The organism is Pseudoxanthomonas sp. PXM01, from assembly GCF_014851815.1.
Taxonomy (GTDB): domain Bacteria; phylum Pseudomonadota; class Gammaproteobacteria; order Xanthomonadales; family Xanthomonadaceae; genus Pseudoxanthomonas_A.
Map to the genome: position 1 here is coordinate 169,993 of NZ_JACVAJ010000002.1, position 14,753 is coordinate 184,745.

The following is a 14,753-nucleotide window of genomic DNA, read 5'->3' on the forward strand; positions in this document are numbered from 1 at the left end:
GCCCGGCACGTCGTCCTATTCCGTGACGCCGCTCTCAAGTTCCACCCGCATGCGCCGATAGACGTGACAGGAAACCTTCCTCGGCCTCCCCGAGCATGTCCAGTCCGCAACGCGTCGCACCCAGCATCGCCAACGCCGCCCCCCTCCCCCAGCGCATCCTGGTGGTGGAGAACTCGCGCACGCATGCGCGTCTGATCGGCGAGGCGATCGAGCAGAAGCTCGCCCTGCCCGTGGTCTATGCCGCCACGCTGGCCGAGGCACGCACGGCGCTGGAAAAGCATCCGGACTGGTTCATGGTGGTCACCAGCCTGGTGCTGGCCGATGGCAGCCACGATGAGGTCGTCGAGTTCTTCCTGTCGCGCCAGTTGCCGACGGTCGTGGTCAGCGGCGTCTACGACGACGCGATGCGCGAACAGGTGCTGCGCCGGCAGGTTGTGGACTACGTACTGAAGAACACCCCGGGCAGCATCGACTACCTGGTCTGGCTGGTGCAGCGGCTGGAACGCAACCGCCGCATCGCCGCGCTGATCGTCGACGACTCCCGCTCCGCCCGCCAGCATGCGGCGGCACTGCTGTCGATGTACGGCTTCCGTGTGGTGGAAGCGGCCGACGGCGAAGCCGGGCTGGCGATGCTGGACGCGAATCCTGACATCCGCCTGGCCATCGTCGATCAGGAAATGCCGGGCATGAAGGGCCATGAGTTCACTCGCCGCCTGCGTGCGCGCCACGCGCGCGACCACCTGGCGATCATCGGCATTTCCGGCACCAGCGACGGCAGCCTGGTACCGCGCTTCCTGAAGAGCGGCGCCAACGACTTCCTGCATAAACCCTTTTCGCGCGAGGAGTTCTTCTGCCGCGTCTCGCAGAACATCGACCAGCTGGAACTGATCGGCACCCTGCAGGACCTCGCCACCCGCGACTTCCTGACCGGCCTGCCCAACCGCCGTCACTTCCTGGCCGAGTGCCACGCACTGCTGCCCAACACGCTGGGACGCCAGCAGGCCGTTACCGCGGCGATCATCGACATCGACCACTTCAAGCACATCAACGACAGCTACGGTCATGAGGCGGGCGACGTCGCGCTGAAGGCGGTCGCCCAGGCCATCGCGCGCCATGCCGGCTCGCAGGACCTGATCGCCCGCTTCGGCGGCGAGGAGTTCTGCGCCCTGGTGCCGTACCTGGGCGAGAGCGAATCGGTCGACTACTTCGAGTCGCTGCGCGCCACGATCGAGGCGCTGGAGGTCGATGTCGGCAGCCACAAGCTGCGCATGACCGTCAGCATCGGCGTGTTCCGCACCCGCTTCCCGGGCCAGACGCTCAACCACCTGATCAGCGAAGCGGATCGTCGGCTGTACCTGGCCAAGGCGGGTGGGCGGAACCGGGTGGTCTCAAGCGGCTGATCCTCTTTCCTGTGGGAGCGACGTAAGTCGCGAGCTTCCACCTCAGCGGCTGCAAAGCTCGCGACTTACGTCGCTCCCACACCTGTCACCATGTCAGCTCCCTGCGACCCTCTGTCGCAGCATTGATCCCGATCAATGCCGCGACGCGGGCGCGCACCTAGATTTCCCCTGCATTCCGGCATCCGCCGGCAGGGGACAGAGACATGACACTGCTGATCTGGCAGGACGACATGGATACGGGCATCGACATCATCGATGGCCAGCACCGCCGCATCGTGGAGATGATCAACCATCTGCACATCACCCAGAAATCGATGGAGCGCTTTGCCGTCGGCGAAGTGATCGACGAACTGGTCGACTACACCCTCTCCCACTTCGCTTTCGAAGAAGAACTGATGGAAGAGGCCGGCTACCCGTTCAGCGCCGCACACAAGCGTGTGCACGAGGTCTTCACCAAGCGCGTGTCCGAGTACCGCATGCGCTTCGAGGCCGGCGAGGACATCGTGGATGATCTGCGCAGCATGCTGTCGCGCTGGCTGTTCAACCATATCCGCAACGACGACAAGGCCTATGCGGACTCGGTGAAACGGCACCTCAACCAGTTCGTGCGCGAACACCAGCAGGGCGGCTGGCTCAGCCGCACCGTGAGGCGCCTGTTCGGTTAACGGGACGTACCGCGTCGCGGCATGACCAGCAACGCCAGCAGCGTCATCGCAGCCATCGCCGCCAGGTACCAGCCGACCGACGCCAGGCCGTAGCGCTCGCCCAACCGCGTCGCGATGTACGGTGCGGGCGACGCACCGAGGATACCGGCCAGGTTGAATGCCAGCGACGCGCCGGTATAGCGCACCACCGTGGGAAACATCTCTGCCAGGATCGTGCCGCACGGACCGTAGGTCAGCCCCATCGCAGCCAATCCCAGCGCCAGGAACGCGAGCACGCCCAGGTCGCTCCCGGATTCCAGCAGCGGCGCGAACACGAAACCGAAACCGATGATCAGCAGCGTGGCGACGATCATCGCGTTGCGCCGCCCGAAGCGGTCCGCATACAGCGCCGACACCGGGATGGTCAGCGCAAAGAACAGCACACCGACCATCTGCAGCATCAGGAAATGCTCACGCGTGTAGCCGAGCTTCGACGTACCCCAGCTCAGCGCGAACACCGTCATCAGGTAGAACAGCACGAACGTGGCGACCAGCGCGAAGGTGCCAGTCACCAGCGCGAACGGATGCTCGCGGATGGCCGTCAGCATCGGCACCTTGACGCGCTCGTCCTTGTCCAGCGTCTTCTGGAAGTCCGGCGTCTCGGCGATGCTCAGCCGCACCCACAGGCCGACGAACACCAGCACCGCGCTGGCAACGAACGGAATGCGCCAGCCCCAGGCGAGGAACTGCGCATCGCTCATCACCTCGGTCAGCAGGAGGAAGATCCCGGTCGAGCAAAGGAACCCGAGCGGCGCGCCCAACTGCGGAAACATGCCGTACCACGCGCGCTTGCCCGGCGGCGCGTTCTCCGTTGCCAGCAGTACCGCCCCGCCCCACTCGCCACCCAGGCCGATACCCTGCCCCAGCCGGCACAGCGCCAACAGCAATGGCGCCACGACGCCGACCTGCGCATAGGTCGGCAACAGGCCAATCAACACCGTGGAGATGCCCATCGTCAGCAGTGCCGCCACCAGCGTCGCCTTGCGGCCGATGCGATCGCCGAAGTGGCCAAACAACGCCGAACCCACCGGTCGTGCGATGAACGCCAGTGCGAAGGTGGCGAACGACTGCAGCGTCGCCGTGGTCGGATCGCTCTGCGGGAAGAACAGGTGCGGGAACACCAGCACCGCCGCCGTCGCGTAGATGTAGAAATCGAAGAACTCGATGGTGGTGCCGATCAGGCTGGCGAACAGCACGCGGCCGGGGGAGTTCGCGGGCGCGGGAGCAACGGCGGTGGCGGTCATGGACGGGCCGGTCGATGGGACGGGGCGATTCTGGCAGAACAGGCAGGGATGCTGTGGGAGCGATGTGAGTCGCGACCTCTGTCCGAGGTGGTGGACATCGGCATCGCGACTGACGTCGCTCCCACAGGAAGCATCGTCAACTCCCCAGGTTGATCCAGGTCGCCTTCATCTCGGTGTACTTGTCGAAGGCGTGCAGCGACTTGTCGCGGCCGTTGCCCGACTGCTTGTAGCCGCCGAACGGCGCGGTCATGTCGCCGCCATCCCAGTAGTTCACCCACACGCTGCCGGCGCGCAGCTTGCGCGCGACGCGGTGCGCGCGGCTGATGTCGCGTGTCCAAACGCCGGCGGCGAGACCGTACTCGCTGTCGTTGGCCATGCGCAGCGCCTCTTCTTCACGGTCGAAGCCGATCACCGACAGCACCGGGCCGAAGATCTCCTCGCGGCTGATTGTGTGCTCGTGCGCCACGTCGTCGAACACGGTCGGCTCGATGTAGCAGCCGCCGGCTTCCACCTCGGCGCGCGTTCCACCCAGCACCAGGCGGGCACCCTCGGCCTTGCCCTTCTCAATGTAGTCCAGCACGCGCTGCGTCTGACCTTCATCGACCATCGCCCCCATCGGCGCGCCGGGATCGAGTGGATGGCGCGGCCGCATCGCCTTGCCGGCCTCGACAACGCGTGCGACGAACTCGTCCTTGATCGAGCGCTCGACCAGCAGCCGCGACGCCGCGGTGCAGACCTCGCCCTGGTTGTAGAAGATGCCGCCCGCCGCCGCTTTCGCGGCGACGTCGAGATCATGCGCATCGGCAAAGACGATGTTCGGGCTCTTGCCGCCGCACTCCATGTACGCGCGCTTCATGTTCGACAGGCCCGCGCACTGCAGCAGGCGCTTGCCGACCGCGGTGGAGCCGGTGAACACCAGCCCATCGACATCCATGTGCAGCGCCAGCGGCTCACCGGCGGTCTTGCCGAAGCCCGGCACCACATTCAGCACGCCGGCCGGGATGCCCGCCTCGATGGCGATCTCGGCCAGCCGGATCGCCGTCAGCGGCGATTTCTCCGAGGGCTTCAACACGATGGAGTTGCCGGTCGCCAGCGCCGGCGCCAGCTTCCACGACGCCATCAGCAGCGGGAAATTCCACGGCACGATGGCGCCGACCACGCCCAGCGGTTCGCGCGTGATCAATCCCAGTTCGTCCGGACCGGTGGCGGCGACTTCGCCGTAGACCTTGTCCAGCGCCTCGGCGGTCCAGCCCATGCAGCGGATCGTCGCAGCGATGTCCACGTTGCGCGCATCGCTGACCGGCTTGCCCATGTCCAGCGACTCCAGCAGCGCCAGTTCGTCCGCATAACGCTCGATCAGCTGGGTGAACTTCAGCAGCACCTTCTTGCGGTGCGTCGGGCGCGCGTTCGACCAGGCGCCGGCATCGAAACTGCGACGCGCCGCGGCGACGGCCCGGTTGATGTCCTCTTCCTGCCCATCGGCGACCTGTCCCAGCACGCGCCCGTCGATCGGGCTGATGCAGTCGAAGGTCTTGCCGGCGGCAGCATCCACGTACTTGCCGTCGATAAACGCCTGCGTGCGGATCGACAAGCCGGCGGCCATCGCCTGCCAGTCCTGTTGCGTACGGGGATTGCTCATGGGGGCTCCAGGTTGGGTTTGTCCCCTTCTCCCACCGGGAGAAGGTGGCGCGAAGCGCCGGATGAGGGTTCGGCGGAGTCCACGATGCCGGTAACGCACTGGCTTCGCCGGACCCTCACCCCAACCCCTCTCCCGACGGGAGAGGGGCTCAAATCATCTAGAACGTCGCCGGTGTATTGGCGCTGACAATCACCGCATCCACCTCGCCGACATTGCGGAAGCGGTGCGGCATGCGACTCTCGAAGTAGTAGCCCTCGCCCGCCACCAGCACGCGGACCTGGTCGCCGACGGTGACCTCGACTTCACCGGCGATCACCACGCCGCCCTCCTCGCCGTCGTGCGCCAGCATGCTGTCGCCGGTGTCGCTGCCCGGCGGCATCACCTCACGCAGGATGCACATCTGCCGCTGTGGCCGGTGCTGGCCCAGCAGGAAATAGTGGATGCCGTTGCTGCCGACGTCGGGCAGGTCGCCGGCGCCGTAGAACGGGCTGTCGGGCAGCCCCTTCTCGAGGTCGAGGGTGAAGAAGTCGGCCAGCGAGATCGGGATGCCGTCCAGCACCTTCTTCAGCGAACTGACCGAGGGGCTGACCTTGTTCTGTTCGATCAGCGAGATGGTGCTGTTGGTGACGCCCACGCGTTTGGCCAGCTCGCGCTGGCTGAGGCCTTTGGATTTGCGGACCAGTTGCAGGCGTGCGCCGATATCCATCACCACCCTTGCCGGAAGACCGATGTGTTGCGGGATACTTTACACCCCGGGGCAGACGGGTCAATCCGCGTTCTCCGGGCGATTCGTCAGCCGGATGAACGTCGGCGGGCCAAGGCAGCGGAGGCGGCGCGGATTCGATCTTCGGCACGGTTGTAAAGTTTTTTCAACGCGCTAAGCTGCGCCCAGTCCTTGCCCCGGAGCCGTGATGAGCACTGACGACACCCCCTCCGCCCTGGCCGACCACTACGCGCGCCAGAACCTGGAAGCGCCCGGTTCGCTGGACAACTTCTGGATGCCGTTCACGGCCAACAAGCAGTTCAAGGCAAAGCCGCGTCTGCTCGCCAGTGCCTCGGGCATGTATTACCGGGATGTCGACGGCAACGAGGTGCTGGATGCCACCGCCGGCTTGTGGTGCTGCAACGCCGGCCATGCGCGTCCGCGCATCGTCGAAGCAGTGAAGCAGCAGATCGGCACGCTCGACTTCGCGCCCAACTTCTCGATGAGCTCGCCGCTGCCGTTCAAGCTGGCCGAGCGCCTGGCCGCACTGGCGCCGGGCGATCTGAACAAGGTGTTCTTCAGCAACTCCGGCTCCGAGGCCGTGGACAGCGCCCTGAAGATCGCCCTGGCCTACCACCGCGTGCGCGGCGAAGGCCAGCGCACGCGCTTCATCGGGCGCGAGAAGGGCTACCACGGCGTCGGCTTCGGCGGCATGTCGGTCGGCGGCCTGCCGAACAACCGCAAGTGGTTCGGCCCCGGCCTGCCCGCGGTCTCGCATATCCGCCACACGCTCGACGTATCGCGCAACGCCTTCTCGAAGGGCCTGCCGCCGCACGGCCTCGAGCTGGCCGAGGACCTCGAGCGTCAGATCGCGCTGTACGACGCGTCGACCATCGCGGCCGTCATCGTCGAACCGATCTCCGGTTCGGCCGGCGTGGTCATCCCGCCGGAGGGCTACCTGCAGCGCTTGCGCGAGATCTGCGACAAGCACGGCATCCTGCTGATCTTCGATGAAGTGATCACGGGCTTCGGTCGCGTCGGCCACGCCTTCGGTGCGCAACGCTTCGGCGTCACGCCGGACATGATCACCGCCGCCAAGGGCATCACCAACGGCTGTGTGCCGATGGGCGCCACCTTCGTGTCGGAGCGCCTGTTCGAGGCCTTCATGAGCGGGCCGGACAACGCCATCGACATGTTCCATGGCTACACCTACTCCGGCCATCCGCTGGCCTGCGCGGCCGCGCTGGCCACGCTGGATACCTATGAAGAGGAACACCTGTTCGACAAGGCGCTGCAGCTGGGCGATTACTGGCAGGAGGCCCTGCATTCGCTGAAGGGCCTGCCGAACGTCATCGACATCCGCAATTTCGGCCTGGTCGGCGCCATCGAACTGGCGCCGCGCGCGGGCGCCCCCGGCACCCGCGCCTACGACGTCTTCGCCCGCACCTTCCACGAAGGCCACGTGCTGACCCGGGTGACCGGCGACGTCATCGCCCTGTCCCCACCGCTGATCGTGGAAAAGGACCACATCGACCGGATCGTGAATGTCCTGGCGGACACCATACGGGCAACCGCGTAAAATTACGGATCAACGGCCCCAGCGCTCCCCCTCGCGCGAAGCCCCTTCCCGCTACTGGAGAGCAACATGCTGATTGGCGTCCCCAAGGAAATAAAGAACCACGAATACCGCATCGGCCTTACCCCGTCGGGCGCGCGCGAGCTGGTCTCGAATGGCCACCAGGTCATCGTGCAGCGCGACGGTGGCAAGGCCATCGGCCTGACCGATGAGCAGTACATCAAGGCCGGTGCTGAAATCGTCGACACGGCCGCGGAGATCTTTGCCCGCGCCGACATGATCATCAAGGTGAAGGAACCGCAGCCGAACGAGTGCGCCATGCTGCGCCCCGGCCAAGTGCTCTACACCTACCTGCACCTTGCGCCCGATCCCGAGCAGACCAAGGCGCTGGTCGCCTCCGGCGCCACCTGCATCGCCTACGAAACCGTCACCGACCGCAAAGGCGGCCTGCCGCTGCTGGCGCCGATGTCGGAAGTCGCCGGCCGCATGTCGATCCAGGCCGGCGCGCATGCGCTGGAGAAGGCGCAGGGCGGTTCCGGCGTGCTGCTCGGCGGCGTACCCGGCGTGAAGCCGGCCGAAGTGCTGGTGATCGGCGGCGGCGTGGTCGGCATCAACGCCGCGCGCATGGCGATGGGCATGAACGCGCACGTCACCATCCTCGACCGCTCGCTCGACCGCCTGAAGTACCTCGATGAACTGTACGGCCACCAGCTGACCACCATCTACTCGACCCGCGACGCCATCGAAGAGCGCCTGCCCGAGACCGACCTGGTGATCGGTGCCGTGCTGATCCCCGGCGCCGCCGCGCCCAAGCTGGTCTCGCGCGACCAGCTGAAGCTGATGCGTCCGGGCTCGGTGCTGGTGGACGTGGCGATCGACCAGGGCGGCTGCTTCGAGACCTCGAAGGCCACCACGCACCAGAACCCGACCTACGAAGTGGACGGCATCATCCACTACTGCGTCGCCAACATGCCGGGCGGCGTCGCCCGCACATCCACGTTCGCACTGACCAACGCCACCCTGCCCTTCGCCGTGCAACTGGCGAACAAGGGCGCGAAGCAGGCGCTGCTGGACGACGAGCACCTGCTCAACGGCCTGAACGTGCATGCCGGCAAGGTCACCTACAAGGCGGTCGCCGACGATCTCGGCTACGCCTACGTGCCGGCGCGCGAGGCGCTGGCCTGATCCATCCCTGAGGAGACATCGCATGAGCCATCCGCTGCACCATCATCTCAACGGACAGCGGGTGGAAGGCGGCAGCGGCCGCTTCGGCGATGTGTTCGACCCGGCCACCGGCACCGTCACCGCACGCGTGCCGCTGGCCTCGACCGATGACGTGAAACAGGCGGTGGACGCTGCGTCCGCCGCCTTTCCGGGCTGGTCCGCCACCACGCCGCTCAATCGCGCGCGGGTGATGTTCCGCTTCAAGGAGCTGCTCGAAACGCACGCGGGCGATCTGGCGAAAATCATCACGTCGGAACACGGCAAGGTGCTGTCCGACGCGCGCGGCGAAGTCACCCGCGGACTGGAAGTGGTGGAGTTCGCCTGCGGCATCCCGCATCTGCTCAAGGGCGAGCATTCGATGAACGTCGGTCGCGATGTCGATTCGTGGACCGAGTACGCGCCGCTGGGTGTCGTCGCCGGCATCACGCCGTTCAACTTTCCCGCGATGGTGCCGCTGTGGATGTTCCCGGTGGCGCTGGCCTGCGGCAACACCTTCGTGCTGAAGCCCTCCGAACGCGACCCGTCGGCCGCCCTGTTCATGGCCGACCTGCTGAAGCTGGCTGGCCTGCCGGACGGCGTGTTCAACGTCGTCCACGGCGACAAGGTGGCCGTCGATGCGCTGCTCGACGAGCCGCGCGTACAGGCGCTGAGCTTCGTCGGCTCCACGCCGATCGCCGAGTACATCTACGCGCGCGGCAGCGCCAACGGCAAGCGCGTGCAGGCGCTGGGCGGTGCGAAGAACCATATGGTCGTCCTGCCCGACGCCGACCTCGACGGTGCCGTGTCCGCGTTGCTTGGCGCCGGTTATGGCTCCGCCGGCGAACGCTGCATGGCGATCTCGGTAGCCGTCTGCGTGGGCGATGCCACCGCCGATGCACTGGTCGCGGCGCTGGCACCGAAAGTCGCCGCGCTGAAGATCGGTCCCGGCTGCCTCGATCCGGAAATGGGCCCGCTGGTCACCTCTGCACACCGCGACAAGGTGCGCGGCTATGTCGACGCCGGCGTGGCCGAGGGCGCCGACCTCGTCGTCGACGGACGCGGCCATGTGGTCGACGGCCACGCGGATGGCTTCTTCCTCGGCGGCTGCCTGTTCGACCGCGTCGCGCCGGACATGACGATCTACCGCGAGGAGATCTTCGGCCCGGTGCTGTGCGTCATGCGCGTGCCGGATCTCGACGCCGCACTGCAGTTGGTCAACGAGCACGAGTACGGCAACGGCACGGCGGTGTTCACCCGCGACGGTGGCGCGGCGCGCGAGTTCGCCCATCGCGTGCAGGCCGGCATGGTCGGCATCAACGTGCCGATCCCGGTGCCGATGGCCTTCCACAGCTTCGGCGGCTGGAAGCGCTCGATCTTCGGGCCGCTGCACGTGCACGGCCCGGACGGCGTGCGCTTCTATACGCGCCTGAAGACGATCACCGCCCGCTGGCCCGAGACGCATTCCGCCGAGTTCGTGATGCCGACGATGAAGTAAAGTCGGGGCCGGTTCCTTCACGGTACTGGCCCATGTACTCACGTCGTCTCCGCGTTTTCGCCGCACTCGCCTGCCTGGCCTCGTCGATGGCCGCATCGGCGGGCGAACCCGTCGCCCAGGTGCGCGTCGCCTTCGATCGCAACGGCGTTGTCGCCACGCGCGCCGAGGGCATGGCCGACCTGGCCACCGGACGCAAGATCACCGCCGACGATCCCGTTCGTGTCGCCTCGATCTCCAAGCTGGTGACGTCGATCGGGGTGATGCGACTGGTCGAAGCGGGCGAGCTCGATCTCGATGCCGACATCTCGACCTACCTGGGCTGGACGCTGCGCCATCCGCGCTTTCCCGACACGCCGATCACCCTGCGCCTGCTGCTGTCGCATCGTTCCAGCCTGACCGATGCCGCCGGCTACTACGCCACGCCGCTGGGGCAACCGCTGAAAGGCATCCTCGACGACCCGAAGGCTTGGGACGGCACACACGCGCCCGGCACGCACTTCCGCTACACCAATCTCAACTTCCCGTTGGTGACGATGGCGATGGAGAAGGTCACCAGCGAGCGTTTCGACCGGCTGATGCGCCGCCTGGTGCTGGAGCCGCTGAAGCTCGATGCCTGCTTCAACTGGGAAAGTTGCGACGCCGCCACCGCCACGCGCGCGGTCGTGCTCTACCGCGACGCGCAGCCCGTGCGCGACGACAACCGCGCCGGCAAGCCCGCCTGCGCCGTGGTCGTCGAGGATGGCGCGGACTGCGATCTGGCCCGTTGGAAGGCCGGCGAGAACGGCGCGCTGTTCTCACCCCAGGGCGGCCTGCGCATCTCGGCGAACGGCCTGGCGAAGATCGGTCGCCTGCTGCTCAACGGCGGCGAGGTCGACGGCATACGCCTGCTGGCCCCGGCCAGTGTCGACGCGATGATGGCGCCGCAGTGGACGTTCGACGGCCGCAACGGCGTGACCCATGAAGAGGACACCGGCGACGGGCAGAACAAGGCCTTCTTCTGCCGTTACGGCCTCGCCATGCAGACGCTGGCGACGCCCGTGGACGGCTGCGGCGACGATCCGTTCGGCGACCGCGTCGCCCGCGTCGGCCATTCCGGCGATGCCTACGGTCTGCGTTCCGGGCTGTGGGTCGACCGTGCGTCCGGCACGGGCGTGGCCTACTTCGCCACCGATGCCGGCGGTTCGCGCGGCGGTGCGCATTCCGCGTTCAGCCGCATCGAGGAAACGCTCGCCTCCGGACCGCCCTCGCCCTGACGCGACACGGTCCGCTCAAGATCTCCCTGTACCGGCCGATAGTGCCTACATGTCGGCCCGCGTCGATCGACGATGCGGGCGTCTTACGATCCAACAGGGGGATCCTTCACCATGACGTCACGTCCTACCGTCCTGCTTTGCGACGATTCGCGCGCCTTGCGCATGCTGGCCGCACGCCAACTGGAAGACTGCGGCTTCGATGTCGTCGGCGAAGCCGGCAACGGCCTCGAGGCCGTCAGTCAGTACCAGGCGCTCAAGCCCGATGTGGTACTGATGGACCTGGTGATGCCCGAATGCGACGGCAAGCAGGCGCTCGGCCGCATCCTGTCGCTGGACCCGGCCGCCCGCGTGGTGATCCTGAGTTCGCTGGGCGGACAGGCGGACATCGAGGAATGCCTCAAGCTGGGCGCCAGGTCGTACCTGCAGAAGCCGATCGATCCGGAGGTGATGGATCGCGTGTTGCACGAAGCGGTCGCCTGACCGCGCGCACGTCCTCCTTCCTCTTCAGTACGAGACCACACCATGGCAGCGAAATTCCTGGGCCAGTTCCTGCTGGAACGCGGCACCATCACCTCGGCGCAACTGCTGGCCGCACTCGACGCGCAGCGCGCCTCCAATCCCCTGCTCGGCGAACTCGCCGTGCACCACCAGATGCTGGATGCCGCGCAGGCCCGCCGCATCAACGATCGCCAGCGCGCCGAGGACCGGCGGTTCGGCGACATCGCGCTGGAAATGGGGTTGCTTGATGCCGGCCAGCTCGACGTGCTGCTGGCGGCGCAGAAGAAGGGCCGCAAACTGTTCGGGCAGGTCCTGATCGAACAGGGCACGCTGACCGCCGAGCAGCTGGAGAGCGAACTGGTCGCGCACCGCCGCGATCTGGACGAAGCCAACCATGCCCTCGCCCTCGGCATCGCCGGCCACGCGCTGGCCGACACTGCCACCAGCGCGATCCGCGTCAGCAACCGCCTGTTCCCGCGCCTGGTCGGAAGCCAGTGCCAGGCGTCGGGCATCGCCGATGCCGCTACGCTCGAGGCCTGCGAAGTCACCGCGCACGTCCGTATCGACGCCGGTACGGACTCACTGCTGATCGGCATCGGCTGCGGCCGCGCCACGATGCAGGCGATCGCCTGCGCCCTGCTGTCCATCGCACCCGCGCAATGCGACGACGAACTCGCCGTGGATGCGCTGGGCGAACTGGTCAACGTGCTGATGGGCTACGTGGTACGCGACACCCTGCCCGACGACGCCAGCTACCGCGCGCATCCGCCGAGCACCGCGCTCTCCGCCGCGGATCTCGCCGCGCGCGACAGCACACTGGCGCTGTCGATGGCGTCGCAGCGCGGCGATTTCGTCCTGATCGTCGGCTGACCGACGGGGCTGGGCGCTACGCCCGCGTCAGCCGCCACGCGCGGTGGATGCGGGCGTTGCGTTCGAAGTCCGGCGGGATCGTGCCCGCGCTGATCTCTTCGCAGCGCGCGAACTCGGCGATCGCATTCTCGTCCAGCTTGAAGCGGCGGAAGTTGTTGCTGAAGTACAGCACGCCACCCGGCGCCAGTCGGGCGACCGCCGCGCGCAGCAGACGCACCTGTTCCTTCTGCACGTCGAAATCGTCGGCGCGCGCGGAGTTCGAGAACGTCGGCGGATCGCAGAACACCAGGTCGTACTCGGCCTGCTCGGCCTCCAGCCAGCGCACAGCGTCCGCCTGCACCAGCCGGTGCTTCGCGCCGCCGAGGCCGTTCTCGGCCAGGTTGTCGGCGCACCATTGGAGGTACGTCGCGGACAGATCGACGCTGGTTGTCGTCGCGGCACCGGCCACCGCCGCCTGCACGCTCGCCACGCCGGTGTAGCAGAACAGGTTGAGGAACCGCTTGCCGCGCGCTTCCTGCGCCATGCGACGGCGCAAAGGACGATGGTCGAGGAACAGGCCGGTGTCGAGATAGTCGAACAGGTTCACCCGCAGCCGCGCATTCGATTCCTGCACGACGATGAATTCGTCGCGCTGCTGCATGCGGCCATACTTGGACCCACCCTTGCCGCGCTCCCGCGACTTCACTGCGATCTGCTCCTGCGGCACGCCGAACACCTCGCGGGTGGCGGCCAGCAGCTCGCTGAAACGACGGCGCACGTCGTGCTCGGGAATGGTCGCCGGTGCGGCGTACTCCTGCACATGCAGGAACGTCCGTGCCTGGCCGCCCTCTTCCTGGTACACGTCGATCGCGGCGGCGTACTCGGGCAGGTCGGCATCGTAGACGCGATAGCAGGTGACGCCGTCGCGCGTGCGCCAGCTCTTGAACTTCTTCTGGTTCTTGCGCAGGCGGTTGGCGACCATCTGCGCCCCATCGGACAACGGCTTCGCCTCGCGCGGCTCGCGCGCCGGCGTGGCGACCGGATCGCAGACGATCAGCGCGCATTCGATCGCGCCATTGAACAGCTGGTACTTCTTGCCGGCGCGCAGACCCGTCGCATACCCGAGATCGGCATTGCCGCACAGCAGGCTGGCGCGCCACTGAGGCACGGCGCGCTGCAATGCATCGCCCAGCGTGCGGTACAGCTCGGCGTCGGCCGCCAGGCGTTCGTCGTACGGCGGATTGCAGACCACCAGACCGCGCGGCGTTTCCTGCACCGGCAACTGCGCCACATCGCGCGCATCGAACTGCAACTGTCCGGCCAGTCCCGCGAGCACGGCATTGTCGCGCGCGGCACGGATCGCACCCAGGTCGATGTCGCTGCCGAAGAACACCGGCCGCAACGCCTTCCGCCCGTCGGTTTCGCGCTGCACCGCATCGGCGAACAGCGCGCGCCACGCGTCGACGTCGAACCCCAGCCAGCGCGACGGCAGCACGTTGCCGTGCCGTTGCAGGCCCGGCGCGACGTCGGCCGCCATCAACGCGCCCTCGATCAGCAGCGTGCCGCTGCCGCACATCGGGTCGAGCAGTGCGCCACCCTCGTGGTACAGCGCCGGCCAGCCACCGCGCATCAGCACGGCCGCCGCCAGGTTTTCCTTCAGCGGTGCATCGTTCTGCGCCTGCCGCCATCCACGCCGGTGCATCGGGCCGCCGCCCAGGTCGATCGAGATCGTCGCGCGGTTCTTGCGCAGCGACAGGTTGATGCGCACGTCCGGTTGTTCGACGTCCACCGACGGACGTTCCAGGCCCTGCTGGCGCAGGCGGTCCACCACGGCGTCCTTGACCCGCTGCGCGGCGAAGCGCGCATGCGTGATGGCGTCGCCCGAGACATGCGCATCCACCGACAGCGTCAGCTCGGACCGCGTGTGCTGTTCCCACGCGATCGCCATCACGCCGTCGTACAGCGCCTGCTCGTTGAGGCATTCGAACTCGGCGACGGGCCACAGGACGCGGCTCGCCAGCCGCGACCAGAGCACGGCGCGCTGCGCATCCGCCAGTTCGCCATCGGCATTGACGCCGGCGACGGTGGCGGTGGCCTTGGGCACGCCGAGCGCGAGCAGTTCGTCGGCAAGCAGGTATTCCAGGCCTTTCGCGCAGGAAACAAAGAACTTCAAGGGAAAACTCCGGAAT

The 14,753-nt window shown here is 67.2% G+C and carries 12 protein-coding genes; 8 read left to right on the forward strand and 4 right to left on the reverse strand.

The window, feature by feature from the left end; translation table 11 throughout:
- Positions 1–95 precede the first annotated feature (95 nt).
- Entirely contained in the window at positions 96–1,400 is a 1,305-nt protein-coding gene (locus tag IB230_RS10095) for a diguanylate cyclase (RefSeq protein WP_192271786.1), read from the forward strand.
- Between the two features lie 203 nt (positions 1,401–1,603).
- Complete coding sequence (locus tag IB230_RS10100; protein WP_192271788.1) at positions 1,604–2,065, forward strand: bacteriohemerythrin; 462 nt, start codon at positions 1,604–1,606, stop codon at positions 2,063–2,065.
- On the opposite strand, the gene IB230_RS10105 is transcribed toward IB230_RS10100, so the two are convergent.
- The 3 genes from IB230_RS10105 to IB230_RS10115 all read right to left on the reverse strand — a co-directional run bounded on the left by IB230_RS10105 (position 2,062) and on the right by IB230_RS10115 (position 5,693).
- Positions 2,062–3,348 (reverse strand): MFS transporter, encoded by a 1,287-nt coding sequence (locus IB230_RS10105; protein ID WP_192271790.1) that lies wholly within the window; start codon positions 3,346–3,348, stop codon positions 2,062–2,064. The two genes, IB230_RS10100 and IB230_RS10105, sit on opposite strands and share 4 nt — an antisense overlap.
- Positions 3,349–3,484: 136 nt before the next feature.
- Complete coding sequence (locus IB230_RS10110; protein ID WP_192271792.1) at positions 3,485–4,987, reverse strand: aldehyde dehydrogenase; 1,503 nt, start codon at positions 4,985–4,987, stop codon at positions 3,485–3,487.
- A gap of 157 nt (positions 4,988–5,144) precedes the next feature.
- Positions 5,145–5,693 (reverse strand): cupin domain-containing protein, encoded by a 549-nt coding sequence (locus IB230_RS10115; RefSeq protein ID WP_192271794.1) that lies wholly within the window; start codon positions 5,691–5,693, stop codon positions 5,145–5,147.
- A 205-nt stretch (positions 5,694–5,898) separates the two neighbouring features.
- Between IB230_RS10115 and IB230_RS10120 the strand changes: the two genes are divergently transcribed.
- The 6 genes from IB230_RS10120 to IB230_RS10145 all read left to right on the forward strand — a co-directional run bounded on the left by IB230_RS10120 (position 5,899) and on the right by IB230_RS10145 (position 12,585).
- Positions 5,899–7,269 (forward strand): aspartate aminotransferase family protein, encoded by a 1,371-nt coding sequence (locus tag IB230_RS10120; protein WP_192271796.1) that lies wholly within the window; start codon positions 5,899–5,901, stop codon positions 7,267–7,269.
- Between the two features lie 66 nt (positions 7,270–7,335).
- Positions 7,336–8,451 (forward strand): alanine dehydrogenase, encoded by a 1,116-nt coding sequence (gene ald, locus IB230_RS10125; protein ID WP_192271798.1) that lies wholly within the window; start codon positions 7,336–7,338, stop codon positions 8,449–8,451.
- Positions 8,452–8,473: 22 nt separating this feature from the next.
- A complete protein-coding gene (locus IB230_RS10130) occupies positions 8,474–9,964 on the forward strand; it encodes a CoA-acylating methylmalonate-semialdehyde dehydrogenase (protein WP_192271800.1) in 1,491 nt (496 codons plus the stop codon).
- Between the two features lie 32 nt (positions 9,965–9,996).
- Positions 9,997–11,217, forward strand: coding sequence for a serine hydrolase domain-containing protein (locus IB230_RS10135; RefSeq protein WP_192271802.1), 1,221 nt, complete (start codon positions 9,997–9,999; stop codon positions 11,215–11,217).
- Positions 11,218–11,328: 111 nt separating this feature from the next.
- Complete coding sequence (locus tag IB230_RS10140; RefSeq protein WP_192271804.1) at positions 11,329–11,697, forward strand: response regulator; 369 nt, start codon at positions 11,329–11,331, stop codon at positions 11,695–11,697.
- 42 nt (positions 11,698–11,739) lie between these two features.
- Positions 11,740–12,585, forward strand: coding sequence for a chemotaxis protein CheX (locus IB230_RS10145; protein WP_192271806.1), 846 nt, complete (start codon positions 11,740–11,742; stop codon positions 12,583–12,585).
- Positions 12,586–12,601: 16 nt separating this feature from the next.
- Here the strand turns inward: IB230_RS10145 and rlmKL are convergent, their stop codons facing one another.
- Entirely contained in the window at positions 12,602–14,737 is a 2,136-nt protein-coding gene (gene rlmKL, locus IB230_RS10150; RefSeq protein ID WP_192271808.1) for a bifunctional 23S rRNA (guanine(2069)-N(7))-methyltransferase RlmK/23S rRNA (guanine(2445)-N(2))-methyltransferase RlmL, read from the reverse strand.
- Positions 14,738–14,753: the final 16 nt, after the last annotated feature.

Excerpts from the sequence above, each read along its gene's own strand:
- IB230_RS10095 (WP_192271786.1), top strand. The coding sequence starts at position 96 with ATGTCCAGTCCGCAACGCGTCGCACCCAGCATCGCCAACGCCGCCCCC.
- IB230_RS10100 (WP_192271788.1), top strand. The coding sequence starts at position 1,604 with ATGACACTGCTGATCTGGCAGGACGACATGGATACGGGCATCGACATC.
- IB230_RS10105 (WP_192271790.1), bottom strand. The coding sequence starts at position 3,348 with ATGACCGCCACCGCCGTTGCTCCCGCGCCCGCGAACTCCCCCGGCCGC.
- IB230_RS10110 (WP_192271792.1), bottom strand. The coding sequence starts at position 4,987 with ATGAGCAATCCCCGTACGCAACAGGACTGGCAGGCGATGGCCGCCGGC.
- IB230_RS10115 (WP_192271794.1), bottom strand. The coding sequence starts at position 5,693 with ATGGATATCGGCGCACGCCTGCAACTGGTCCGCAAATCCAAAGGCCTC.
- IB230_RS10120 (WP_192271796.1), top strand. The coding sequence starts at position 5,899 with ATGAGCACTGACGACACCCCCTCCGCCCTGGCCGACCACTACGCGCGC.
- ald (WP_192271798.1), top strand. The coding sequence starts at position 7,336 with ATGCTGATTGGCGTCCCCAAGGAAATAAAGAACCACGAATACCGCATC.
- IB230_RS10130 (WP_192271800.1), top strand. The coding sequence starts at position 8,474 with ATGAGCCATCCGCTGCACCATCATCTCAACGGACAGCGGGTGGAAGGC.
- IB230_RS10135 (WP_192271802.1), top strand. The coding sequence starts at position 9,997 with ATGTACTCACGTCGTCTCCGCGTTTTCGCCGCACTCGCCTGCCTGGCC.
- IB230_RS10140 (WP_192271804.1), top strand. The coding sequence starts at position 11,329 with ATGACGTCACGTCCTACCGTCCTGCTTTGCGACGATTCGCGCGCCTTG.
- IB230_RS10145 (WP_192271806.1), top strand. The coding sequence starts at position 11,740 with ATGGCAGCGAAATTCCTGGGCCAGTTCCTGCTGGAACGCGGCACCATC.